This window comes from Ensifer sp. Root954, assembly GCF_001429005.1.
Taxonomy (GTDB): Bacteria; Pseudomonadota; Alphaproteobacteria; order Rhizobiales; family Rhizobiaceae; genus Ensifer; species Ensifer adhaerens.
Window position 1 is genome coordinate 45,433 of record NZ_LMJM01000029.1, and the last position, 23,063, is coordinate 68,495.

Consider the following 23,063-nt stretch of genomic DNA (forward strand, 5'->3'; position numbering starts at 1 on the left):
GATGGGCGCCGCCAACCGCGGGGGCTTCAGCGGCCACTTTGGCAGACTTGGTTATCGGCGAGGCACGTCTGACCGGTGATCGGCGATTTGCATGTCGTTTAACGGAACATTGGTGCAGCTCGCCGCCACAGGCCAATTCAATTTGGGCAAAACTCCATGCAAGAATCGCCTAACTCCCGAGATTTCAATCGGTTATGGATAACTCCCTCACGATCATGCGTGCGTGCACGGTCGCTAGCGCGGAGTTCTCGCCGACGCTCAAAGTCGGTGAGAACTCCACACGCAGGTCTAGAGAAGTTCGCCCATCGACTGCAGGAGCCGATCGATCTGATCGGTCGTGTGCTCGGAAAACACCGCAAGCCGCATGGTCGCAACATCTGACGCGTCGGAATAACCACCAGGCTGCTGCACCCTGACGATGATGTCGCGCTCCGCCAGACGATCGCGCAGCTGTTCGAGGTCGGTGACGCCCTTGATGGTGACGATCGGTACCGGCGTGTCGGCAACGTCGAACCCGAGGGTCCGCAACCCGCTGCGCATGTGCTTGACGTTGCGAACGAGGTTGGCGCGCTTTTCCGGTGTCGCCTGCAGAACGCGCAACGATGCGGCTGCAGCGGCTGCAAGACCCGGTGGCGCCGGCGAGGCACCACGCATGATCATCGCATTGCCCGCGATCTTGGCGGCCAGATCCGCACTACCGGGAACGATGCCGCCGAGCGCGCCGAACGCCTTGCTCATCGTGCCGGCGAGATAGTTGCCCTCGCCTTCGAGCCCCGCGTGCTGCAGCGATCCGCGGCCGGTCTCACCAAGGACGCCGACACCGTGGGAATCGTCGATGCAGAGCAGCGCACCATCATAGGGGGCCATGGCCTGCCGGTAATCCCCAAGTGGCGCCAACCGTCCGGATGACGGAAAGACGCCGTCGGTCAGCACCGCCGGCCGCTCGCCCGCCTTCACATGCAACGACAGTTGCGCAGCAAGATCCTCCGGATCGGCATGCCGAAATTCGTGAACCCGCTTGCCGAGCGTCGGGATCGCGTCACGGGTGCTGTAATGCGTTGCGTAATCCATGAAGATGACATCGAATTCGTCGCGCAGCCCCTGCAGCAACACCATGGGGCTGGTGTAGCCGGAAATCATGTAGACGACCTCGTCTGTGCCGAACCAGTCGCGCAACCGCTCCTGCAAATCGGCATAGACCTGCATATGGGCGAGCGTCCCCGGCCCCATGCCGTAGCGCCTGGTCGCTTCGCAGGCTGCCTCGATCACCTCGGAGTGGCCATGCAGGCAGAAGTACGACGTGCCGCAATAATAGTCGACCTCGCGCCCGCCGATGGACATGCGGGCGCCAAGAGGTGACTCCATCTTGATTGGAGCGGTCATGGTCACGCCGCTTCGGCCTGGGACGGGCTGCGTCGCGCCAGGAACATCGGCCCGACGCGGATGCCGCGCTTGCCGTTGTCGTCGACGGCATCAAGTTCGAGGATCTCGTCTTCGTAAAGCCGCCCATGCATGCGGAAGCGTCCCTCCTCGACCGGTTCGCATGTGTGCGTGCAGAAGTACTCGATCAGGCACTTCAGGCCGCCATGGCTGTAGGTCAGGTAGGTGATGTTGAAGTCCGGTCCATATTCGCCGAGATGCGGCGCAATGGCGTCGGGCACAGTCTCGTCCTCAGGCGTCTCTATGCGTGTCCAGCTTGTATCCCGCCAGGCGAGCTTGCCGGCTGCCGGGAAGGAGAGGTTCATATGGGCATAGTCCGCGCCGCGCCCGTAGATGCGACCGTCGATGACGAAATCGTTGCCCGCCACCGGACGGATCCGGTGCGGAACGCCCTCGCCCATCAGGTAGACCTTGCCGTCCTTGGATTTGACCTCGACGATCTCCTGCGTGGCGTCGTCGCGGTAATAGCCCGGCAAGGCCTTGAACTGCGCTTCGGAGATCTCCGGCGGACGCTGTGTCCGCTCCGGCATCGTGCCCATCTTGCGCTCGGCAAGAACGATGCGCACGCCGTCGACCCCAAGCCGGGAGGCAATCTGGTTGGCGAAATCAAGGGTCGCAAAAATAAGCACGCCGACGCCGGCGGCAGGCAAAAGCATCATCTGCGAAGCATAACCATAGACAGCGCCACCATGGCCGACCGAGGTCCAGCCGTCGACGTCACCGGAACCAAAGCACAGGCCATACCCATTGAGCGTCTTGTCGTGGCCGGCCGGACGTTTGCCGAACGGTGTCCACATCTCGCGCAGCGACGCCGGCGAGATGATCGAATTGCCGGCAGCGTCAAAGCCGCCGCGCAGCAGGCACTGGGCGTAGCGTGCCATATCGCCGGTGGTGGAAAAGATGTTGCCGGCCGGCGAGCCGCCAAGGCTGAACACCGGCGCCGGCGTATCGCCGTCGAGCGTCCACATGTCGGCCGGCGCAAGCCGCTCGCGAATGCCCGGCGCCATGCCGCAGGAGGAACTGTCCATGCCGAGCGGCTTCAGAATGTTGGTAGCGACATAGTCGGAATAGCTCTGGCCAGTGACGATCTCGATCACCCGACCGACGACGGCGATACCGGCGTTGGAGTAATGCATCACCCCGAGGCTCGGATCCTGCTTCAAGGTCGAGCTGGCAAGCTCGTCGACCGTGTCCTCCAGCGGAGGACGGGTCGCGTCGAGATAGTGGCCACTCTTGGGTTCGCGCACGAGCCCGGCCGTATGGGTCATCAGCTTGCGCAGGCTGATGACCGAGCCGTAGGGCCCGCCTTCAGCGCCGGCGAACGGGTTCACCGGCTTGAATCCGGGCAGGTAGGTCGAGACGTCGACATCGATATCGACAAGGCCCTTTTCGACCAGTTGCATGATCGCCAGCGAGGTGAAGGTCTTGGTGATCGAGCCGATACGGAAGCACGTGTCCTTGCCCATGTCGAAATGGCGGTCATGGCGCTGGACATGGCCTTCGGCAAGCACACCGTCTCGGTCGACGAGGGCGTAGGAGATCGACGGGATCGCCTTGTCCTCGACCTCGTACCGGATCAGATCCTCGAACAGCTCGATGGAAGCAGCAGACAGAGAGGACATGGAAAATGCTCCTTGGTCGTAAGGGATTGGGTCTCAATGGGCGTGGCGTGGGTCGAGCATGTCGCGCAGCGCATCGCCGACGAGGTTCCACGACAGTACGAAGAGGAAGACGGCCGCGCCGGGGAAGGCCAGCGTGTACCAGAACTGGAAGGGATTGCCGGGCTGACCGACGATCCAGTTGCGCGAATAGGCGATGAACTGGCCCCAGTCGGCATAACCTTCTTCGGTGCCAACGCCGAGGAAGCTGAGCGCTGAGGCGGACAGCACCATGGAACCGGTCGCCATCGTCGCGAGAACCAGCACCGGGAACATGGCGTTGGGCAGGATATGCAGGACGATCAGCCTGAGATCGCTGGCGCCGTAGCTCCTGGCTGCGTGGATGTAATCCATCTCGCGGATCCTCAGGATCTCGCTTCGAACGATGCGGGCATAACTCATCCAGCCGAACGTCGTCAGCGCGATCGTGATGGGCACGATGCCTTTGCCGAGCAAAGCCGTCAGCACCATGGCGGCGATCAGGAAGGGCACGGCCATGAACACGTCGACGATGCGCATCAGCACTTCCTCGACGACGCCGCCGTAATAGGCCGCGACAGCGCCGACGACCGTGCCGATCAGCACTGAGATCGCCACGACCCCGAGCCCGATCTTGAATGCCGTGCGCGTACCCCAGACGACGCCATAGAAGATGTCGTACTGGCCCTGGGTCGTGCCAAACACCGCCTCCGGCGAAGGCGGTTGCGGCGTTGCCAGGAAACCCGCGCGCGGCGTGTCGTAGGGCGAAAGCTGGAAGCTTTGCGGCGGCGCCAGAACGGGCGCGAAGACGGCGATCAGCACGAAGGCGAGGAGGATCACGACACCAAACAGCGACACCGGATTTCGTGCGAGGTAACGAAGAAACTTCATTGCGTCTTCACCCTCGGGTCAAGCAACGGATAGATGAGATCGACGACCAGGTTCATCAGCACCAGGACGACCGCGAAATAGAGGCCGAAGCCGAGAACTGCGGGAAAGTCGAGATTGGCAGCGGTCTTGGCGGCGAACTGGCCGAGCCCGGCGTAGTCAAAGATGGTCTCGGTGATGACCACGCCACCCATCATCACGGCGAGTTCCATGCCGGCGATGGTTGCAAGCGGCAGAAGCGCGTTGCGCCTGGCGTGATGCAATTCGACGACGCGGCGCGGCAGGCCCTTGGCGCGGGCGGTGCGTACGTAGTCCTGGCGCAGCGTTTCCAGCATCGAGGTGCGCATCACCCGCGTCATGCTGGCGACGTTGACATAGGTCAGCGTGATGACGGGAGCCGCAAGGTGACGAAGTGCATCGCCGAAGATCGCCAGGTTGCCGTTGAGCAGCGCGTCGATAGTATTGGCGCCGGTGTAGCGCACGAAATCGCCGGAGCTGACCACGGTTTGCGCCCACTGGCTGAGCCGGCCGGGCGGAAACCAGTCAAGCGCCGAATAGAAGATCAGCAGCATTAAGAGGCCGAAGACGTAAACCGGAAAAGACCAGCCGAGAATGGTGAAGATGCGGATGACGTGGTCGGGCCAGCGGTTGAGATAGATGCCGGCGCGCGAGCCGAGGTAGACGGCGAGTAGCAGACAGGGCACGAAGGCCAGCACGACCAGCTCCAGCGTCGCCGGAAACAGCGACATCAGCGCCGTCGACACCGGCTGGCGGGCGGTCTCGGACCAGCCGAGATTGCCGCTGAGAACGCCGCCGATCCAGCGGCCGTACTGAATGTAGAAGGGATCGTTGAGCCCGTACTGCTCGATCATCCGGCGGATGCTCTCCTGACCACCCTTGAGATAATCCGGCGACGGCGCATAGGCCGCCAGTCTCTGTGTCGGCGAAAGCGACATCTGCAGCGCGAAGATCATCAACGACAGCGCGAAGAGGACGATCGGCAGCATCATCAATCGTCTGAGTGCGTAGTTCAGCACGGTTCACACGTTCCGATTTCAGGGAAAATGAAACAAGGGCTGCCGGGCGGGATCGCCACCCGGCAGCCCTGGCCAATCAATCGTTGGCCTTGGTGACCGGGTAGAAGTCCCACGCACCGTAGAGGATCATGTTGTCGACATAACCATCGATATTGCTGCGTGTGACGACGTAGCCGAAATCTTCCCAGAGGAACTGGGTCGTGGCGTATTCGTACGACATCTCCTGCAGCTTGGCGTAGATCGGCTCGCGAACCGCCGGATCGACCGATGCCCAGGCTTCATCCAGGAGCGGCTTGAACTTCTCCGCCATCAGGTCGCGATAACCTTGGCCGACCATGCCGCCGACGAGACCCGTGGGCGAGAGGTAATAGCTGGCGGCACCGAGCGGACCACCCGGATCGGAATAGTCAGGACCCCAACCCATCACCGTCAAGGGTGCTGCCGGCTTTTCGCGGTTGTTGAGCTTGTCCGAAACGGATGCCCACGGCAGAGCCTGGATCTGCATCTTGAACTTCGGATTGATGCGCGACAGGCCCTGCTGCAGCGCCGAGAGTGCCGCCGTCAGCTGCGGGTTGCCTTCGGTCACATAGGCGGTGAAGGCAAAGCCGGTATCCCAGAGCTTGCCGTCAAATGCCTTCTTGAAGTGTTCTTCGGCCTTGGCGGGATCGTAGCTGTAGACAGGTGAATCCGGGCGGTAACCCATGATGCCGCGAACCGTCGGCCCACGAGACTGCACGGTCTTGTTGAGCAGCACCTGGGTGAGGAGCGCGTCGTAATTCTGGGCGTAGTTGAAACCCTTGCGCACGTCGATGTCGGCGAAGAAGTCCGGCGGAATACCGGCGCCGTCGAGCTTGCCGCTGCCGATCGCCGGATTGTCGTTGTCGTCGAGCGGCCAGGCGAAGAAGATGCCGCGCGAGAACACTTTCTGCAGGCCGTCAATGACCTTGACGCCTTCGGTCTTGCTGAGTTCGTCGATGAACTCGACGGGTGCCGTGACGAAATCGGCGTCACCGGACAGAAGCTGCAGGCGCCGCGTCGTCCATTCCGGCACCGTGCGCATGACCACCCGCTCAAGCTTGGCGGGGCCCATGAAGTAGTTGTCGAACCGCTTCAAGGTGATGCGCCGGTCGGTCCGGTCCCACTCCTCGAGCATGAACGGCCCGGTGCCATTTTCTTCCGCAAACAGCGGATTGGCGCCGAGTTCCGGACGGTAGTGGGCCTTCCAGGTGTCGCCCGAGCCATCCCAGCCGCCGACCGATGCAACCCATTCTTTGTCGACGACCGAAGTGCCGAAGGGCAGCGCGATCACCCCAAGCGTGGCCGGAAACGACTTGGGCAGCTTGAGCGTGACATTATCGCCATCGACGACGATCTGCGACGCGAGTTGGTCATAGACCTTGCGCAGGATCTCGGGGCTGGCGTCGTTGATGGATTTCACCTCGCCTTCGGCCTCAACCCACTTGGCGATGTCGGTATATTTGCCGGCTGTGATCACCTCGGTGATCGCGTTCGACATCCAGGACTGGCCTTGAAGAATGGCACGCAGCAACGAATAGCGTACGTCTTCGGGCGTGATCTGGCCGTAACCCGGCTCGATCGTCGCCTTCTGGGCGTCAGTCAGCTTGTCGTAGTATTCCCAGGTGACTTTGCCGTCGGCGCCCTTGATCCCGACCTTGTGGGCTGAAACGCCTTTGCGGATCGGGAAGGTATAGCTCACCGAGCCATCGGCCGCCTGCTTGATGAGGCCGTTTTCGAGCGAAGGTACTTCGGTCGAGAGCGACGGCACGAACTCGGAGATCTTCGAGCCGTTGAAGTTCAACAACCGACTGTAGATGTTGAGAGCGCCGTAAGAGCTCGGCGTGTTGGCGATATAGGCCGGATCGAACGATTGGATGTCGTCGGTCCACATGAAGACGAAAGTGCCGGGGTTCTTGGTCTCGGCCATAGCGGGCGCAGCCGCGATGCCGAGCCCCAGGCACAGAGCTAGGGCTAAGGTGCGTTTCATCGTTGTTCCCATTTGGTGGAGGCGGAAGTTTTCTTCTCGTTATAGGGGAGGCTAGAAGAGCGCTTGCAGGTCTGTCCAATGTGTAATTAGGATAGACTATGCAAATCACGCATGAGGGCCGGCATGGAACTGCAATGGCTTGAAGATTTTCTCGAAATCGCCGCCACGCGGAACTTTTCGACGGCGGCGACTGCGCGCAACATTTCGCAGCCGGCCTTCAGTCGCCGCATCAAATCGCTTGAGAACTGGATCGGCGCGGACTTGATCGACCGCAGCACCTATCCCGTGCAACTGACACGGGCGGGAACGATGTTCCTTCCGGGTTGCCAGCGTCTCGTGCGTGAGGCCTACAGGCTGCGCACCGATTGCCGCAATGTCGCCGGCGAAAGCTCGGCCATGCTGACATTTACCTCGCTACATACGCTGGCGATGTACTTCTTCCCGAGATGGATCGGCTCGCCGCTGATATCGCGGATACCGCTTCGCACCAGCATGCATGCCGCCGACTTCCTTGAAAGCATCGATCATCTGTGTTCGGGCCAGTGCGATTTTGCCATCACCTATGTGCATCCCGATGGCCCGCCGGTGCTGGAAGGCGGCCCGTTCGAATCCCTGCAGATCGGCAAGGACAGGCTGATCCTGGTGTCGGGAGCCGACGAGAGCGGCCGACCCCTGTTCGACATCGACGGGCCCGAAAGCACGGAGATCCCTTATCTCGCCTATTCCTGGAGCGACGGCTACATCGGCAAGCTGGCGACCTTGATCCAGTCGCGCTGGCGCCGGCCGCTCAATCTCAGCATCGTCTATCAGTCGGGCCTCGCCGATGGCCTGAAGCACATGGCCGTCGCCGGGCGTGGCGTCGCCTGGCTGCCGCAGATCTGTGTGGCGGAAGCCCTGCGCCAAGGCCGCCTCGTCCAGATCGGCGGACCACAGATGTCGCTCGAAATGGAGATCCGTATCTTCAGGCGCGCCGGCCCTGGTAGCGCCGACAGCGATGGGTTGTGGCAGCATCTCAAGCAGTGTGCGGCATTGCCACAGTACAAGAACGGATTCGATGCCGGCATCGACGCCGCCTGAGGCACGGTGATGACCCAAATCGCCTGACCGAGGCCATATGCGAAGACAGGCGACACGATGCAGAAAGCGCATAGTTTCGATTGCCACATTCGTGACACATTGATTTCACTCGGTTTTGCGGCACGGACAAAAGCCGGTTGCGTGCCGCCCGGGCACTGACGGCCTGCCTCGCGGGGAGTTCTCCGCCACCCGAGCATATTGACAGGAGGCAACCCCGTTGCGAGACCTGATAGGGCAACGTCCCCTCGAAATCGGGTCCATGTGCTGATGTTCCTGTCTAAATCCGCGCCCCCTGAACTGCCCGAGGATGTCATCCTATCCGTGGAAGACCTTGAGGTTTCCTTCGCGGCCGGCACCCGCTCACAGCTGCGCGCGGTGCGAGGCGTCTCCTTCCGCATCGCGCGCGGCGAGACAGTTGCGCTGGTCGGCGAGTCCGGATCCGGCAAATCGGTGACCGCCATGACGATCATGCGTTTGACCGAGTATGACGGCGCGGCGATTACCGGCGGGCGAGTGCTGATGCGCTTGAAGGACGGCAAGGTCGCCGATCTCGCGACATTGTCGGAAAAGCGGGTCGAAGCCCTTCGTGGCGCAGACATCTCGATCGTTTTCCAGGACCCGATGTCGAGCCTGAACCCGGTCTTTACCGTCGGCGACCAGATTGCCGAAGCGGTGATCCATCACCAGCACAAGACACCCGAGGAAGCGCGCCAGATCGCGCTCAACACCCTCAAGCTGGTACGTGTGCCCGATGCGGAACGCAGGCTCGACCAGTATCCTCACCAGCTCTCCGGCGGCATGCGCCAGCGCGTCATGATCGCTATTGCGCTCGCCTGCCGCCCGTCGCTGATGATCCTCGACGAGCCGACGACCGCGCTCGACGTGACCATTCAGGCGCAGATCCTCGATCTGGTTCGCGCCCTGCAGCACGAAATCGGCATGTCGGTGCTGTTCATTACCCACGACATGGGCGTCGTTGCGGAAGTCGCAGACCGGGTCTGCGTGATGCTCAAGGGTGAAATCGTCGAGACGGGGTCGGTTTACGACATCTTCGCCAAGCCGAAGCATGCCTACACGCGCGCCCTGATTTCCGCCGTGCCGCGCCTCGGCAGCATGGCCGACAAGGATGCGCCGGAGAAATTTCCGCTGCTGGTGTTCGAACCGGAGCGGCAGCCCGCGGAGGCGACAGAATGAACGCGCCGGCTCATATGACGCAATCTCCTCGCCCACTCGTCGAGGTGCGAAACCTGGTGACGCGCTTCGATCTCAAGGCCGGGCTGTTCGGCCACGTCTCCGGCCGGGTACATGCGGTGGAGAACGTCTCCTTCGACATTTTTCCCGGTGAGACCCTGGCGCTGGTCGGTGAATCCGGCTGCGGCAAGTCGACGGTCGCCCGCTCGCTCATGCAGCTCGATCGACCGCGCTCTGGCTCCATCCGCTTTGATGGAACCGAACTGATCGGCGCGCCGCGCCCTGTCCTCGCGCGATTTCGGCGCGAAGCGCAGATGGTCTTCCAGGATCCGTTTTCTTCGCTCAACCCGCGCATGACGATCGAGCAATCGCTGATGGATCCGATGCGGGTCCACAAGCTTGGTTCGACCGGGGACATGCGCGCCCGCGCTGCCGAACTTCTGGCAAAGGTCGAGCTTTCGCCTGAGCATCTCGAGCGCTATCCGCATGCATTTTCCGGCGGGCAGCGCCAGCGCATCTGTATCGCCCGGGCGCTTGCGCTCAACCCGCGTCTCATCGTCGCCGACGAAGCAGTCGCTTCGCTCGACGTGACGATCCAGGCGCAGGTGATCAACCTACTCATGGACCTGCAGCGCGAGATGCAGATCGCTCTTCTGTTCATCAGCCACGATATGGCGGTGGTGGAGCGCATCGCTCACCGCGTTGCGGTCATGTATCTCGGCGAAATCGTCGAGATCGGCGATCGCCGCTCGGTGTTTAGCAATCCGCAGCACCCCTATACCCGCAAGCTGCTATCGACCGTGCCGATTGCCGATCCGACGCGCCGTCCGGAAGGGCGCCAGCCGATGTCCGACGAAATTCCGAGTGCGGTGCGTGCGCCGGACTTCGTGCCTCGCGAACTGCCGATGCGGCAGATCTCATCGACCCACTACGTGCGCCAGGTCGCAACCGCCTGACAGTAGCCGCTATACCCCGTTCCAGATCAGAGTATCCCAACATGAGCACTTTCGAAGTGACGCAACCGGCTGCGAGCGCTGCCGGCATGGCGTCGACAGATATCCGCGACAGCGCAAGCGGGACCACGGCCGCAATGTTCCTGCGTCCAGCGGCCGCCGAGCGACCGACACCCTATATCGAGGTCGACGACAAACGGCTCACCCGCAATATCAAGGCCATGCAGCAACGCGCCGATGCAGCCGGCGTGGTGATGTTTCCGCATGTGAAGACGCACAAGAGCCTCCACATCGCCCGGCAGCAGCTTGCCGCAGGTGCGCGCGGTATCACCGTCTCCAAGCCCAGCGAAGCGCTGGTCTTTGCCGAAGCCGAGATTCCGTCGATCATCCTGGCCTATCCCATCGTCCACGCGGCGTCGCTCGATGGCCTTCTGCCTGCGGTCAAGGCGCGGGGCGTGGAACTGCGCGCGATTGCGGCGAGCCAAACAGGTGTCGATGCGCTGTCGCAGGCCGCCAGCCGGCACGGCATCGAGATCGGCGTGTTCCTCAAGGTCGACGTTGGCCTCGGCCGCGTCGGCCTCAAACCCGATGACCCGGCAGCGCCTGAACTGTGCGCAAGCATCGCCGGCGCCCCCGGTTTGCGATTTTCCGGACTGCTTTCGCACGCCGGACATGCCTACGCGGCTCCTGAGCCCCATGCCCTGGCCAAGATCGCCCACGACGAGGCCGAGGCCCTCGCCGGCCTCGCCGAGCGGCTTCGGCAACGCGGAATTGCCGTCGATTGCATTTCCGTCGGCGCAACGCCGACTTGCCTCGGTGCACCGCTGCCCCGGGAAGTCGATTGCATCCGTCCCGGAAACTACGTCTTTCTGGACGGCACCGCCCTTCGGCTTGGCATTTGTACCGCCGACGACCTCGCGCTTTCAGTCGTCGCCCGCGTCGTTGCGTCGAACGAGGCGCACTTCATCATCGACGCTGGTTCGAAGTCCATGAGCTCCGATCGCGGCGCACATGGCATGGGTGGCGCAGGGTTCGGCACGGTCGTCAGCGCCGAAGGCGATGGCGAAACCGGCCGGTGGACGCTCGAGCGACTGTCCGAGGAACACGGGTTCGTCCCCCATTCCGGGCGCGCCCTGCCGCTCGGCAGTCGCGTGCGCGTGTTCCCCAACCACTCCTGCGCCTCGATCGCCAACTTCGACAATTTCGTCCTGGCGCGCGCGGATGGCACTGCAGCCAGCCTGCCGGTCGACGCCCGCAACGGTCAGACCTGAAGGGCGCACCAGCCTTTTCGGCCACCCGGGCGGCGATCAATCGCCGCCCGAGAGCGAGCTGAAGTTCTCGCTCCTTCGTCCATCATCGAGATGGAAAGCTGGATTGTGAGACCTAGATCTCCCAAATATCATTGCGACGCCAATATCAGTGCATCGAGAAGCCGACGCGGCTGATCGGACTTCAAATCTACGCCTCCAGTGTAAAGGATATGATCCATGAAAGTCCTAATGGTCCTCACTTCGCACGACACCCTCGGCAACACCGGCAAGAAGACAGGGTTCTGGCTCGAAGAGCTGGCGGCTCCCTATTACGTCTTTAGGGATGCCGGAGCCGAAATCACCCTTGCATCACCCAAGGGCGGCCAACCGCCGCTCGACCCGAAGAGCGATGAACCGATGTTTGAGACCGACCTCACTCGGCGTTTCAAGGCAGACCGGGAAGCCAAGGCCCAGCTCGCCGAGACGGTTCGCCTCGACAGCGTCAACCAAGGGGACTTCGACACCGTCTTCTATCCCGGCGGTCACGGTCCGATGTGGGATCTCGCCGAGGACGGAAACTCGATCAAGCTGCTCGAAGCCTTCATTGCGGCGGGCAAGACGATTGCCCTTGTATGCCACGCACCCGGCGTTCTGCACCGCGTCAAGAACCCGGACGGCACACCTTTCGTAAATGGGCGAAAGGTCACGGGCTTTACGAATTCCGAGGAAGCGGCCGTCGGTTTGACGGAGGTCGTGCCCTTCCTGGTAGAAGATGAGTTGCTCGGTCTCGGCGCCGTTTTCTCGAAGGTTAAAGACTGGGGCGTCCACACGGTCGTCGATGGCCGGCTCATCACCGGCCAGAATCCCGCCTCATCTGGCGAAACGGCAAAAGCCCTCCTGGCCGCCTTGAAACCGTAATCGAAGATTGGATCGGGGCGCGTCGCCAGAAAGAGCGTCCGCCTTCGGCGGAGCGTGTCTTGCAGACAGAGGACTATTCCGTCTCCAATTCCCTTGGCGAAACAATCGATCTCAAGGGCTTCATAGAGGAACAAGCCCGCTTCAGCGTCGGGTTCGATGTCGAGAGAACGCTGGGGCTCGAAAACGGACTAACGCTATCACCGTCGATCGGCGCGGATATCGGCTTTGCCTCGCTTGATGGCGAAGGCCTGTTCGGGAGGATCTCCGCCGGGCTCACTCTCTCCAACCAACAACTGGAATATCGACTTCTCACTGCTGTTTAACGTCGAGGGCGATGGTTCGCGCTCGGGCGGCGGGAGATTGGCGCGCGCGTGAGCTTTTGACCGAACGATCACACGCCAGACGTCTTCGCCAAAGAAATGACGGCCCCTCTCAGCGCTCACATACGTTTTCCAAGCGGCCTAACCTAGGCCGAAGGAGATATTGAGGATGCGCTGCGGAGCATAGACATGTTAGGCACTTAGGGAAGGACAGCCGCATCTTGCAACATTCGCACCGGTGCGCCTCACTGCTATCAACGGGGTGCGCCTGAAGCGGGACGCTAGTAAGCCAGCTGAGCACGTAGGCTTGGGACGATCCAGTCGAGGAAGCACCGCACCTTCAGCGGCAGGGGATCGGCTGGTCCATGGATAACGTTCACAGGTAGCGGTTCCGGTGCAAAGTCCGTCAGCAATTCGTGCAGAGCGCCGGAGCGCAACTGATCGGAGATCTGGTAAGACAGCACGCGGATAATGCCGATACCGGCTATTGCAGCCTGAATGGCAGCCTCCGTCGTATTGACCGCGAATTTGGGGCGCGGCTCGATGGCAAAGGCCGCGCCGTCCCGGCGGTAGCGCCATTCCGGCGCGGTCGCAAAGCCCTGAAAGCTTATGCCATCATGGTGGCTGAGGTCTTCCGGCTGAAGCGGAGCGCCTCGGCGGGCAAGATAGTCGGGGCTCGCGCAGATCACCCGTCGGACGGCGCCGACGCGCGTTGCGATAAGCGCGCTGTCCGCCAAGTGTCCGATCCGCAGGGCCACATCGACGTGCTCGTCCGCCAGACTTAGCTGACGATCGGCGAGGGTCAGACGCAGGTTGATATCGGGTTGCTCCTTCAGGAACTCCAGAGCTATTGGCAGCAGATGGCGCTCGCCGAAGGCAATCGGTGCGGTCACGTGCAGCCCTCCACGCAGCGCGCCATAATCGCCGCTGGCCTGCCGCTCCGCCGCGTCCAGCTCCTCCAGAATACGACGTGACGCGGCGACGAAGCTGCGCCCCTCATCCGTCAAGGAGAGGCCGCGGCGGGTGCGCACGACCAGGCGCACGCCAAGGTGTTTCTCAAGATCCGCGACCCTGCGGCTGACCGTGGCGAGCGGTGCATGCAATCGCCGCGATCCAGCCGAGAGGCTGCCGGCGTCCACCACCGCCAGCAGCACCGACATCGCTTCAAACCGATCCATCGTATCCTTCCGGAAACTGAGAGGAAAGTTCCAGAAATGGCAGGATACCCTATTGCTTTCGGATATCCTAGCTTTTGCGTCGATCCAGGGGACGCCGGCCGGCTCCCCGTATTGCCAATGATCAGGAGAAAGACGTCATGCCTCAACTTTCACGTCGTGCCTTTGCAAGCGCTCTTCCTCTCGGCCTCCTCGGGGGAGGACTGATCAGTGGCGCACTGGCCCCTGCCGCCGCGCAGAATACCCCCAACACGCCGGTCAGCATTACGCCGCTGGCGCAGATCCGCATCGGTCGCTTCACGGTGACGGCGCTGACAGACGGGTACGCCGATATGCCCTTCGACTATTTTCCGGGACGCGCGCCGGCCCAGGTGGAGGAGGCGGCAGTCGCTCAGTTCACCGCCCGGCCGAGCGGGGTGCGGTTCCTCTTCAACCAGTATCTCATCGATGATGGCGAGCGCCGCATCCTGATCGATGCCGGTGCAGCGGGCTCGATTGGTCAGACCGGCAAACTGCCGCAGGCGCTTGGTGCGCTTGGCCTGCAGCTTGACCAGATCGACGCGGTGATCGTAACGCATATGCATCAGGACCACATGGGCGGTCTGATCGCCGGAGGCAAGAACAACTACCCAAAGGCGGAGCTCTACATCGATCGTCGCGACGTCACCCATTGGACCGACCCGGCCAAGCGCAGCGGCGCGCCCGACTATCTGCAAACCAGCTTTAAGATGGCGGAGGAGGTGGTGCGCCTCTACCCGAAACTCCAGGCGATTGACGGAGAACGCGAAATTGTGCGCGGCGTCTCAATTGTCGACCTGACCGGCCATACACCCGGCCATATCGGCGTGCGGGTCGAAGATGACGGAAAGAGCCTCATCATGGTCTCGGACATGATCTTTCCGGTCGTGCATCCGGGGGCGACCGACGTGTTCTTCCTGTTCGAGCAGGACCGGGCAGCGGCCAAGGCAATGCGCGACCGCTTTTTCCCTCGCGCCGCTTCGGAGGGCGCACTCATCGCCGCCACGCACATGCCCTTCCCAGGGCTCGGCCGTGTCGTCGCCGACCGTGGCCAGATGCGCTGGGAGGTGGCCGACTGGGCCTTACAGGATTGAAGTTAGCTACGGCGGTCTAGAAAGTCGGTCATTTCTACGGCATCAATATTCCGGCGCAAGGCGCGGTCGAACCGATGGTTGCCGGATGGGTTCCCGTCTTTTCCGGAACGCCATGCGATGCGCCATTTTGCTTGCAGGAACAAATCGCATTTAGGAACCACGCGGGGTCGCCTGATGTCTTTGGCTGCGCGCGAGCCCGGCAAAGCGACGCTTCACCTCTTCGAATAGGGGTGGAGGCAACGGGCCGTGGTAGCCGCTATCGGTGTCGAGCGGCCGGACGTCCGGGTCTGGCGGGGCAAAGCGGTTACTTCCCGTCAAAACAATCCAGGAGCGCTCGTCATCCGGCCCTAGCGAGCTTTGTCGCCGGCGGGATCTCGACGGCATCGGCCGGGCGGAGGGTGGCGAATGCGTGATCGGGAGTGGGGCGGGTGCTGTTGATTGCACCGGTCTCCTCGGTGATCGAAGTCGCCGCAAAGCTTCACTGCCTGATCGTTACGCATGACCCGGACCTCAAACTCGAGGAAGCCCCCTGGCCAGAGCTGCGAACCCTGTTGAAGGACCTCATCCGGATCAACGGTGCGCGAGACGATCAGTACCGTCACGAACGACTGCCGACGCGGTCGGAACCCGCCCGCAGTTTCACTCTGAGGGGGAGATCTAGCAACATGGACCTCGGCAAATCAACGGGCATGCGAGACGTTTTGGACCTGGCGACGCAATACAAAGCCGCCGCCGTCAAGCTGGGTGAGAACCCATCCGGTCCTAACCATCTTCCGCAAAGGCTGCTGGCTCTTCATGCCATCGAGCTTTATCTCGATGCTCTTCTTCAGGCGAAAGGCCTCGATGACGAGCCGATCCACAACTTCCAACATGACCTTGGCGAGCCGGCCCGAAGAGCGGGGGCCGCAGGACTTGTCTTGCGCAAGCGCACGCTGGCGCACGTGGCAACGCTCTCCTCAGCTCAAGAGTATCTCATTGTCCGATATGCTCCTGAGCTGACGTCCACGCTCTCGCAGGTGAACCGGGTTATGACGACGCTTGAGGAGGTTTCGCGGAAGGTACCAAAGATGGTGAAGGCGACCAAGCCCCATAAGTGAACTTGATCGCTGGCGGCCAAAGGGATGGCGGGTTTTCCAAGTTGGACCCGCGCTCGAAGGTATGTCAGACAGTGCTGCCCGAGATTTGCATTCAGCGTTGACTGGATCTTATCAAAGAATGACTCGCAACAAAATTCCCAAATTGGAAACTTTGTGCTTGTTTCCAAATTGGGAATTCGTTAAATAGGGGCTCAAGTGAACGTTATCGCTAAATCTGCGCTGGTCAGCTTTTGGAATAGCTTGCCGAAAGGCGTCCCACGAGAGGCCGCCCGAGCCGCAATGACGGAATGGTATACTACCGCATCGAAGGCGAGCTGGAGTAATTTTAGCGAGTTAAAGAAGACATTTAACTCAGCTGATCTGGTGGCCGGCAACAAGGTTATCTTCGACGTCGGCGGCAACAAGTACCGCATTGTGGGACTGGTCGCATTTCGGTCCAAGCGGATTTTCGTCCTGTTTGTCGGGACGCACGCCCAGTACGATGCGATCGACGTCAAAGAACTCTGACGTGAAAGGAAGTCGACATGTTGGATTTGAAAGGGTTTCGGACGCTTCAGAGTGAGGCCGAGTACAACGCCGCACTGAAGGAAGTTCGGCCATATTTCGAAGACGAACCCGAAGAAGGCTCTGAGGAAGCTGCGCACTTTGACGCGCTCGTCCTTCTGATCGAACAGTACGAGGGCAAGCACTATCCGATCCCGACGGCGAGCCCGGTTGAGGTGGTGAAATCGGTGATGGCTGCGAATAATTACACGCGCGCCGATCTCGTGGCGGTTATTGGCTCGAAAGCACGGGCGGCCGATCTTCTGAACGGAAAACGGGAAATTAATCTGGATCAGATTAGAAAGCTCAGCAAAGAATGGAACATCCCGGCTGGTTCACTGATCGGCGAAGTGGCGGCGTAAGGGATTCCGGCTAAGCTCGCCCCATTACCCCGTTCGACCAGGCGAGCAACGTCGTTGATGCGCTCGATTACGACCCGAATCGTTCAACCCCGGACGATCGAATTCGTTCTTTCAGATTCGAGTCGGGCCGGGCCCACCATATCCCTCATTTATGTTCTAAGGCCTCCGGCAGTGTCGTGTGCGGGCCAATAGGATCACATCCCAGGTCTCTTGGCACGACAGCTCGGAAAACTCGTCAGGAGCGGGAACGCTTGGTCATAAGTCCCCATTCAGCACGACGGGCCGTCCGTGCGGCGTCCGCAAATATGCGCGCTCCCAGGCATCTCGCCGCTGGATTAATTCCTTGCCGGAAATCGCGTGTGCTTGATCGAGGAGGCTTTCGAGTGCGGACAACACGGCGCGATAATAGGTCTCGGTGTCGTCCGACTGTCCGGCGAGATGCGCCTCGCACAACTTCGCTCCCAGGGTTTCAGCCCAATGCGCTCCTGATATTACGCCCGAAGCAACCAACAAATTTGCCATCGCGGAAGCCTGAGCATGCCACGGCTCGGCGAAAGCCGGTTCGCTGTCCCTTTGCGTCAGGTGGGCCGTCCCGGGTTCAGATCCGCTCAAGATAGCTCTCCCAGAGATCGACGAAAACTTGATCGCGGCTGTCGTGGGCTTCCGGCCACAACTCGGACGCGGCAAAGCCAACCGTGTAGAGGTGCTCGCCTCTGGGCGTTCCGGCGGCTGACGCGTCCGGCAGTACATGGGCGCCGTGATGTGCGATCACGCTTCCACGCCTCCCCCGCACATAGGACGGCAAGCGCGTATGTCCGGAATGTCCCATGGATTTGCCGCGCACCACGTCGCCCACGACGAACAACGGCGGCGCCCCGGAATCAAGAGCGTAGCTGCGCACGGACTTGACGTAGGCGCGCGCCTCGTGCGCTCTTTCGGGCGGATAGCCAGGCTGGCGTGCAAATGACGACCGGCCAACATCGAGTTCTTCCAATGCAAGATAGCCGGCATCAATCATCTGGGCTGCAATCGTCAGCACCCATTGATCGAAGTATGGCCGCGTCAAATATTCGGCCGGAACGATCAACTCGCGGCAATGCCTGAACCAATCAATCGACCAGTCCGCATCGCCAGCGGCAGCCTGGGCGAGACCGAAAGCCCGCATTTCCCAATCCGAACGGAAGGGACGCTCGTCATCCCTGCCTAGAATGGGGCCAAATCCTTCGCGCCCGCCAAGATCGTGAACGCCGTCCATCAGGCTTCCCTCTTGGTTGGAGAAAGATCCCTCTGCGTTCCGATCATAGAATTACGCGAGACCAGCTCCGCGAGCTGCTCTTCGCTCCAGGATTCCACACCATTGGGCTGCTGCGGTATCACCAGATATCGTCTCTCGGACGTCGAGTCCCAGACCCGCACCTCGACAGTCGGGGGAATTTCCACGCCAAACTCCGCCAAAACCGCGCGCGGTTCGCGCACAGCGCGCGCCCTGTATTCGTTCGACTTGTACCACGCAGGCGGAATCCCCAGAATCGAGAATGGGTAGCAGGAACAAAGGGTGCAGACGACGAGATTGTGTATCTCTGATGTATTCTCAACCGCCTGCAGGTGACCCGTTCCGTGCCCAGCAAATCCGAACTGCTCGATTGCAGCGGTCGCATTTTCGAGAAGAGCCCTTTTGAACGACGGTTCTCTCCAGGCCCGAGCCACGACCCTCGCCCCGCGCTTAGGTCCGATCTCGTCGCGGTACATTTCGATCCAGGCGTCCATAGCCGCAGGATCAATCAGCCCCTTTTCGACTAGAAGGCTTTCGAGTGCTCTGGTTCTCAGCACGGACTCGGAAGGCAAGTGCTGATGCAGCTCGTGATGGATACTGGAAATGCGTCGCGAATCGAAGCTTGTCATCGCCTTGCTCCAGGAGCGTAGTCTGCCAAATCAACAAGCGACCCCACCATTTTGAGGTGGGTCGAGGCGTGAATGATCGAGCGGTTTTTCACCAAGGTCAAGCAATGTTGCACCGTGTCAGGAGTCAATCGTATCAAACCCGGGAAGGCGAAGGTCTCTGGTTTTCGCTCACAACGCCGTTGTCGCGATAATGCGGCGAACCAGCCAAATTCCATTGGCCGCGTCTTGCCTTCATGGAGCGCCATGACCGATTTCGCCAAGCCGTTCCCTGAAGGCCAAGAGCATCTCCTCCCATCATGCTTCTTCTCGGAGCAGAGGTTTTCTCGATTTCACAGAAATTTCAGAACTTGTTCGGGACATGAAGCTCCGCCTGGTCGACCATGAATTCGCTGTGGAGGTCGTCTCATGCAACTTACCTCGGAAACGCCCGGGTGGCATCGCGCCCGCTACGGAGCTTTGGCGCGCAGGGCGGACCTAGCTTGACTCTGCGTTCGTTCTTGTTCGCATCGTGCGGCTAGCCTGCATGAGCACATCGAAGACACTTGAAGGAGCCGCGATGCCCAGAAACTGGGGCGTCTGATCGAGGGAGGGAACCCAAGCCGACATCGCCCGATCGCCAGAAAGACTTGCGGTTGGCCCAAAGCGAATATCACCACGCGCCCCTCCGTCACCAATCAAGTTTATTTCAGGTAGACGGTCCAGTCCGATGGACGTGAAGCTCGCGAACGGTCCTTTTCGGACGATCAGGACCCGCTGATCGGTCACGGCATAAACAGTCCGCTTCCTGAGCCAAGCATCCACGGCGAAGCGCCCGGCAAATATGAAAAGCCCTATAGCAAGGAACATTGTGCCCCAAAGGCGAAAAAAAACCGGAGCACCATTGGAAATGGCAGTCCATAGCCAGAAGAGGGTGAAGGACAGCCAGACCGTGCTAAACGGAATGAGGAGAGCGTCGCGACTCGTGAATAGTATCCCCTGCGCCGGAGAACCTTCCCAAAGAACGCGTTCCCCGGGCATAAGTTTGGTCCTGATTTCTAGCCCGCTCAAAGTGCGCACCTCCGTAAGCAATGAATCAATCATAACTTGAATTAGTGACTACTTAAACGGGTGTGCAGAACATTTTGTGACTGGCGCAAAGGCCGTACTAGGACGCGACCGTTGCCACCGAAGCCCACCGTCGCGCCGAAGAGTTCAACGCCCTAGACGCCATCGTGCCGTTTGATCGCCACAATCAGCTCGCCGCGCTGCTGAGGGACGATGAAGCCCCGACGCTCGAGCATCTCGCGGGCGAAGGCATGGGCGATAACACGCTGAGGGCGCTCGCCTCCGACCACGGGCATCTTGCGGCCTGGTGCCGGCTCACCACTGGCTCCCCTCGCCTGCTGCTGAAATTCGTCGTCCACCATCTCTGGGACCCTGGCCGGCGCGCGGAAGCTCCAAGCCACGGCATGCCGGTCGAGGTTGTGACTAGCTTGGGGACCGGGCGGCTCTTGCGCGCCGACGGGCCGCATGCCTTCGCAACCTTGCGACGCCGACTGACGAGTTGGTCGATCCTGACCCGCTGGCGCGGTCTCACAGGGGCTTTCGGCGACTCCTCGTTCAAGTCGGCGCTGCGGTTTGCGGTCGCGCGAGCGTCCCGACCGCGGGCAACGAAAGAGCAAGAAGGCGGTGGCAGAACTCCTCTCGGTCTGCGCCGTCGAGCGGTCAGCCGATCTGCGCGATCAGGCGCTGCTTGTGACCGCTTTCACCCCCGGCGGCCGACGCCGCTCCGAAGTGGCGGCGCTACATGTCGAGGACCAGCCCGACGAGGAGCCGACCCCGCCGATGCCGGCTCCCTCACCTTCCCTGCCTCTCAATCCGTCTCGGCCTCACGAAAACGACGACGAGTGAGGACAACGAACGAGTGGTTCTCATCGGGCGTCCGTAAGCGTCCGGTGATGGCGGTCGACTTGCTTTTGGTTACAGTGCTGCGATGACAATGTTGTTTTGGGAAAGGAGCGGCTTTGCGTCGGTCTATTTTATTACCGCTTTTATTTATCGTTGCCGCATGCCCGAGTTTTGGCCAAGGCCAAGCTGGGGAGAATACCAAACGCAATGAGTATCCGTTTCAATGCGGAGCGATGTTTGCGATCGTGGCTAAAGTGTATGAGGACGCCGGTGAGATCAGCAAATCGGCAGTTTACAAGGCCAAGTTCGAAAAACTTGCTTTGAAAGCGGAAGCGGATTTTGAGAAGTTAAACCGAACGAAGGCCGACGCAGAGGCATACATGCAAAAGCATGTCGATTCCTTAGCAGCCATAGCCGAGAAGGACGCCGACGTCCTGGTCAATTTCGCCCGCCGTTGTAACGAGCTTTTTCCAGATTAAAACTCTGCAGACTGTTTGCGTGGCAATCACGCGGCTGGCAATGAGCAATTCCAGGGCGGCAATTTCTCAACCCTGTTGATCGGATGGTTTGCGACGCGCGTGAGGATCTCGCGAAGATAGGCCTCAGGATCGAGACGTTGAGCTTCGCGTCAGCAGCTTCGATGCCTTTGCGCGGCACGTAAATTGCGATTGGGCACCTAATTTGAGAACCTGGCTTCGATTTTGGCACTTAATGTGAGAATCGCCACCGTGGAAACCATGGCTGCCCCAGGCCAAGCCTCATCAGAAGACCCCGAATATAACAGAAGGTTCTGGCCGGATCGCGCGGCGTCAACGGCCGAAAATCGCACCCAGAAATCTCAAATTGAGTGCCATCACCTGCCCAAGGGGCGCATTCTCGCGATTAACTGCCAAGCGACAGCTGCATCCGCAAGAGCGGCAATGGACGTATCGTCCGCAAGGGGGCATTGCCTTCTTTCTTTTTCGGATAGAGGACGAGAAAGAGGTCCGCTAGAAAATCAGCGCGTTTATCTTTGGGTATTGACGATATTGGTGGTGCGGATGCCGTTTGGCCGGCGGGTGGCCCACCCAGGACTGGGCTGCCGCCACTGGGTGCTTTCGGTCGGTCCAATATACGAGGCGCCAGAGTTCCGCAGGGACCCTAACCCGGCAAATCCAGGCGAGCCTCCCATACCCAGGAGCTTTGTTTCGGGCGCGAGCCCAGGTCCCAGCGGAAAGTGGGCGGCAACGTTCCCCCAGTAAACGGGCTCGTAGCCAATGTCGGCGCCATTTACAGCCAGCTTTCCATTAAGCCAGCGCCTGAACGGTTTCCCAAGTTCAACGCCTTGCTTCTCGTCACGCACCTTCACACCATGAACATAGATCACAGTCATGGAGAGTCCCCCGAGATGACACAATGATAGTGCAGCTACCCGCCTGAAGCGAGTTATTCTTTAGAATGCACTCATCAAGTAGGAAGACACGGTGGTTCCGATTCCAATCGTCGCTGACCAAATTTTGTATCTAATTTCTGGTCAGTAAGCGGGCCACGAGACGCCGGAAACGCCGGCAGGAGCGACCGCTCTTTTGGGCATCAGAGGAATTGGTCCAGAGTTCGCTACGATACTCTACACGGAAGGCCTGTTCCGACACTCAGCGGGAAATCCGCGATTGCGAGCGACAATGGTCGAGCTCGCCTGGCTATGGCTGCGGCATCAACCAAAGTCGGCGCTAACGATATGGTTCAAAGAGCGCATCACACGCAACAGCGGCCGCCTTAAAACGCCGATGATTGTAGCACTGGCTCGCAAGTTGCTGGTTGCTCTGTGGAAGTACGTGAGTTCCGGTGTCGTAATAGAGGGCGCGATCATGAAAAGCGCCTGAACGCAAACGCAGACACTATCGTCAGCACACTCATCCTCAGGGCCTGATCAGTCCTGACGGATCCAGGTGGACGGACCGGGAATCCTTTTGGCTCTCAAACGCCGATCTTGAGTTTGGTCCCGTTCTCCTGAGCCCGTGCCCGTCGAAAACGGGATAGTGGTGCAGCCGCTACGGACGGCGACCGAATGTGAGGTTGTACAGGCCCGCGAACGGGCCGGTAAGACTATGGGCTCAGACCGTGGATCCGCCAAAACGGAGAAATTCGATGCCACTCGAATGACCAATTGACAAAGATCCTGATGTGAACGGATTCGAACCTGCCAAGCCGGTTTGCCTCATGATTAGGCCGATCGACGGTGACTAGGAAAGAAACCGACGGCAACCTCCTGACCGTCCCAGAATAGGAA

At 60.7% G+C, this 23,063-nt stretch carries 20 protein-coding genes and 5 pseudogenes; 12 read left to right on the top strand and 13 right to left on the bottom strand.

The window, feature by feature from the left end; genetic code table 11:
- Positions 1–288: 288 nt before the first annotated feature.
- The 5 genes from ASE71_RS24130 to ASE71_RS24150 all read right to left on the bottom strand — a co-directional run bounded on the left by ASE71_RS24130 (position 289) and on the right by ASE71_RS24150 (position 7,007).
- The gene (locus ASE71_RS24130) at positions 289–1,383 is read right to left on the bottom strand and encodes an aminotransferase class I/II-fold pyridoxal phosphate-dependent enzyme (protein ID WP_060517260.1); all 1,095 of its coding nucleotides are present in this window, start codon (positions 1,381–1,383) and stop codon (positions 289–291) included.
- Between the two features lie 2 nt (positions 1,384–1,385).
- The gene (locus ASE71_RS24135; RefSeq protein WP_060517262.1) at positions 1,386–3,062 is read right to left on the bottom strand and encodes a serine hydrolase domain-containing protein; all 1,677 of its coding nucleotides are present in this window, start codon (positions 3,060–3,062) and stop codon (positions 1,386–1,388) included.
- 33 nt (positions 3,063–3,095) lie between these two features.
- The gene (locus ASE71_RS24140) at positions 3,096–3,968 is read right to left on the bottom strand and encodes an ABC transporter permease (protein WP_029742577.1); all 873 of its coding nucleotides are present in this window, start codon (positions 3,966–3,968) and stop codon (positions 3,096–3,098) included.
- Positions 3,965–5,002 carry an ABC transporter permease gene (locus ASE71_RS24145; RefSeq protein ID WP_029742576.1) on the bottom strand — a complete coding sequence of 346 codons (1,038 nt, stop codon included), beginning with the start codon at positions 5,000–5,002 and terminating at the stop codon, positions 3,965–3,967. The genes ASE71_RS24140 and ASE71_RS24145 overlap by 4 nt, the downstream gene beginning before the upstream one ends.
- Before the next feature lie 76 nt (positions 5,003–5,078).
- Positions 5,079–7,007 carry an ABC transporter substrate-binding protein gene (locus ASE71_RS24150; protein WP_029742575.1) on the bottom strand — a complete coding sequence of 643 codons (1,929 nt, stop codon included), beginning with the start codon at positions 7,005–7,007 and terminating at the stop codon, positions 5,079–5,081.
- Between the two features lie 123 nt (positions 7,008–7,130).
- On the opposite strand from ASE71_RS24150, the gene ASE71_RS24155 reads away from it, so the two are divergent.
- The 5 genes and pseudogenes from ASE71_RS24155 to ASE71_RS24175 all read left to right on the top strand — a co-directional run bounded on the left by ASE71_RS24155 (position 7,131) and on the right by ASE71_RS24175 (position 12,719).
- Complete coding sequence (locus ASE71_RS24155) at positions 7,131–8,084, top strand: LysR family transcriptional regulator (protein ID WP_029742574.1); 954 nt, start codon at positions 7,131–7,133, stop codon at positions 8,082–8,084.
- A 267-nt stretch (positions 8,085–8,351) separates the two neighbouring features.
- Positions 8,352–10,231: pseudogene (locus ASE71_RS37640) on the top strand (ABC transporter ATP-binding protein).
- Between the two features lie 41 nt (positions 10,232–10,272).
- Positions 10,273–11,499 (top strand): alanine racemase, encoded by a 1,227-nt coding sequence (locus ASE71_RS24165; protein ID WP_082566351.1) that lies wholly within the window; start codon positions 10,273–10,275, stop codon positions 11,497–11,499.
- Positions 11,500–11,715: 216 nt separating this feature from the next.
- The gene (locus tag ASE71_RS24170; protein ID WP_029742572.1) at positions 11,716–12,396 is read left to right on the top strand and encodes a type 1 glutamine amidotransferase domain-containing protein; all 681 of its coding nucleotides are present in this window, start codon (positions 11,716–11,718) and stop codon (positions 12,394–12,396) included.
- 59 nt (positions 12,397–12,455) lie between these two features.
- On the top strand, positions 12,456–12,719 hold the full coding sequence (locus ASE71_RS24175) for a hypothetical protein (RefSeq protein ID WP_060517264.1): 264 nt from the start codon (positions 12,456–12,458) through the stop codon (positions 12,717–12,719).
- A 278-nt stretch (positions 12,720–12,997) separates the two neighbouring features.
- Here ASE71_RS24175 and ASE71_RS24180 read toward each other — a convergent pair whose 3' ends face one another.
- Positions 12,998–13,894 (bottom strand): LysR family transcriptional regulator, encoded by an 897-nt coding sequence (locus ASE71_RS24180; protein WP_060517266.1) that lies wholly within the window; start codon positions 13,892–13,894, stop codon positions 12,998–13,000.
- 137 nt (positions 13,895–14,031) lie between these two features.
- On the opposite strand from ASE71_RS24180, the gene ASE71_RS24185 reads away from it, so the two are divergent.
- Positions 14,032–15,003, top strand: a complete 972-nt coding sequence (locus ASE71_RS24185) for an MBL fold metallo-hydrolase (RefSeq protein ID WP_060517268.1) — start codon at positions 14,032–14,034, stop codon at positions 15,001–15,003.
- A 150-nt stretch (positions 15,004–15,153) separates the two neighbouring features.
- Here ASE71_RS24185 and ASE71_RS37645 read toward each other — a convergent pair.
- Positions 15,154–15,423, bottom strand: a pseudogene (locus ASE71_RS37645) (plasmid maintenance toxin (PemK-like)); the annotation flags it as partial.
- Positions 15,424–15,431: 8 nt separating this feature from the next.
- Here ASE71_RS37645 and ASE71_RS37075 point away from each other — a divergent pair.
- The 3 genes from ASE71_RS37075 to ASE71_RS24200 all read left to right on the top strand — a co-directional run bounded on the left by ASE71_RS37075 (position 15,432) and on the right by ASE71_RS24200 (position 17,005).
- Positions 15,432–16,100 carry a hypothetical protein gene (locus ASE71_RS37075; RefSeq protein WP_244496865.1) on the top strand — a complete coding sequence of 223 codons (669 nt, stop codon included), beginning with the start codon at positions 15,432–15,434 and terminating at the stop codon, positions 16,098–16,100.
- A 195-nt stretch (positions 16,101–16,295) separates the two neighbouring features.
- On the top strand, positions 16,296–16,607 hold the full coding sequence (locus ASE71_RS24195) for a type II toxin-antitoxin system HigB family toxin (RefSeq protein ID WP_060517270.1): 312 nt from the start codon (positions 16,296–16,298) through the stop codon (positions 16,605–16,607).
- A 17-nt stretch (positions 16,608–16,624) separates the two neighbouring features.
- Positions 16,625–17,005: a helix-turn-helix domain-containing protein gene (locus tag ASE71_RS24200; RefSeq protein ID WP_029742565.1), complete on the top strand. Its 381-nt coding sequence runs from the start codon at positions 16,625–16,627 to the stop codon at positions 17,003–17,005.
- Positions 17,006–17,260: 255 nt separating this feature from the next.
- Here the strand turns inward: ASE71_RS24200 and ASE71_RS24205 are convergent, their stop codons facing one another.
- From ASE71_RS24205 to ASE71_RS24220, 4 genes are all read right to left on the bottom strand, one after another.
- Entirely contained in the window at positions 17,261–17,617 is a 357-nt protein-coding gene (locus ASE71_RS24205) for a nitrile hydratase accessory protein (protein ID WP_060539250.1), read from the bottom strand.
- A complete protein-coding gene (gene nthB / locus ASE71_RS24210) occupies positions 17,604–18,260 on the bottom strand; it encodes a nitrile hydratase subunit beta (protein WP_060517274.1) in 657 nt (218 codons plus the stop codon). The genes ASE71_RS24205 and nthB overlap by 14 nt, the downstream gene beginning before the upstream one ends.
- Positions 18,260–18,907 carry a nitrile hydratase subunit alpha gene (nthA, locus tag ASE71_RS24215; RefSeq protein ID WP_060517276.1) on the bottom strand — a complete coding sequence of 216 codons (648 nt, stop codon included), beginning with the start codon at positions 18,905–18,907 and terminating at the stop codon, positions 18,260–18,262. Before nthA ends, nthB begins: the two co-directional genes overlap by 1 nt.
- A 474-nt stretch (positions 18,908–19,381) precedes the next feature.
- Complete coding sequence (locus tag ASE71_RS24220; RefSeq protein ID WP_063891176.1) at positions 19,382–19,954, bottom strand: hypothetical protein; 573 nt, start codon at positions 19,952–19,954, stop codon at positions 19,382–19,384.
- Between the two features lie 161 nt (positions 19,955–20,115).
- Here ASE71_RS24220 and ASE71_RS37080 point away from each other — a divergent pair.
- Positions 20,116–20,831 (top strand): annotated as a pseudogene (locus ASE71_RS37080) (integrase); the annotation flags it as partial.
- 79 nt (positions 20,832–20,910) lie between these two features.
- Positions 20,911–21,273 (top strand): hypothetical protein, encoded by a 363-nt coding sequence (locus tag ASE71_RS24235; protein WP_156400718.1) that lies wholly within the window; start codon positions 20,911–20,913, stop codon positions 21,271–21,273.
- 26 nt (positions 21,274–21,299) lie between these two features.
- On the opposite strand, the pseudogene ASE71_RS35230 reads toward ASE71_RS24235, so the two are convergent.
- Positions 21,300–21,407, bottom strand: a pseudogene (locus ASE71_RS35230) (transposase domain-containing protein); the annotation flags it as partial.
- 393 nt (positions 21,408–21,800) lie between these two features.
- Complete coding sequence (locus tag ASE71_RS35950) at positions 21,801–22,166, bottom strand: hypothetical protein (protein WP_060517286.1); 366 nt, start codon at positions 22,164–22,166, stop codon at positions 21,801–21,803.
- A gap of 166 nt (positions 22,167–22,332) precedes the next feature.
- Here ASE71_RS35950 and ASE71_RS35235 point away from each other — a divergent pair.
- Positions 22,333–22,656: pseudogene (locus ASE71_RS35235) on the top strand (IS110 family transposase); the annotation flags it as partial.
- Positions 22,657–23,063: the final 407 nt, after the last annotated feature.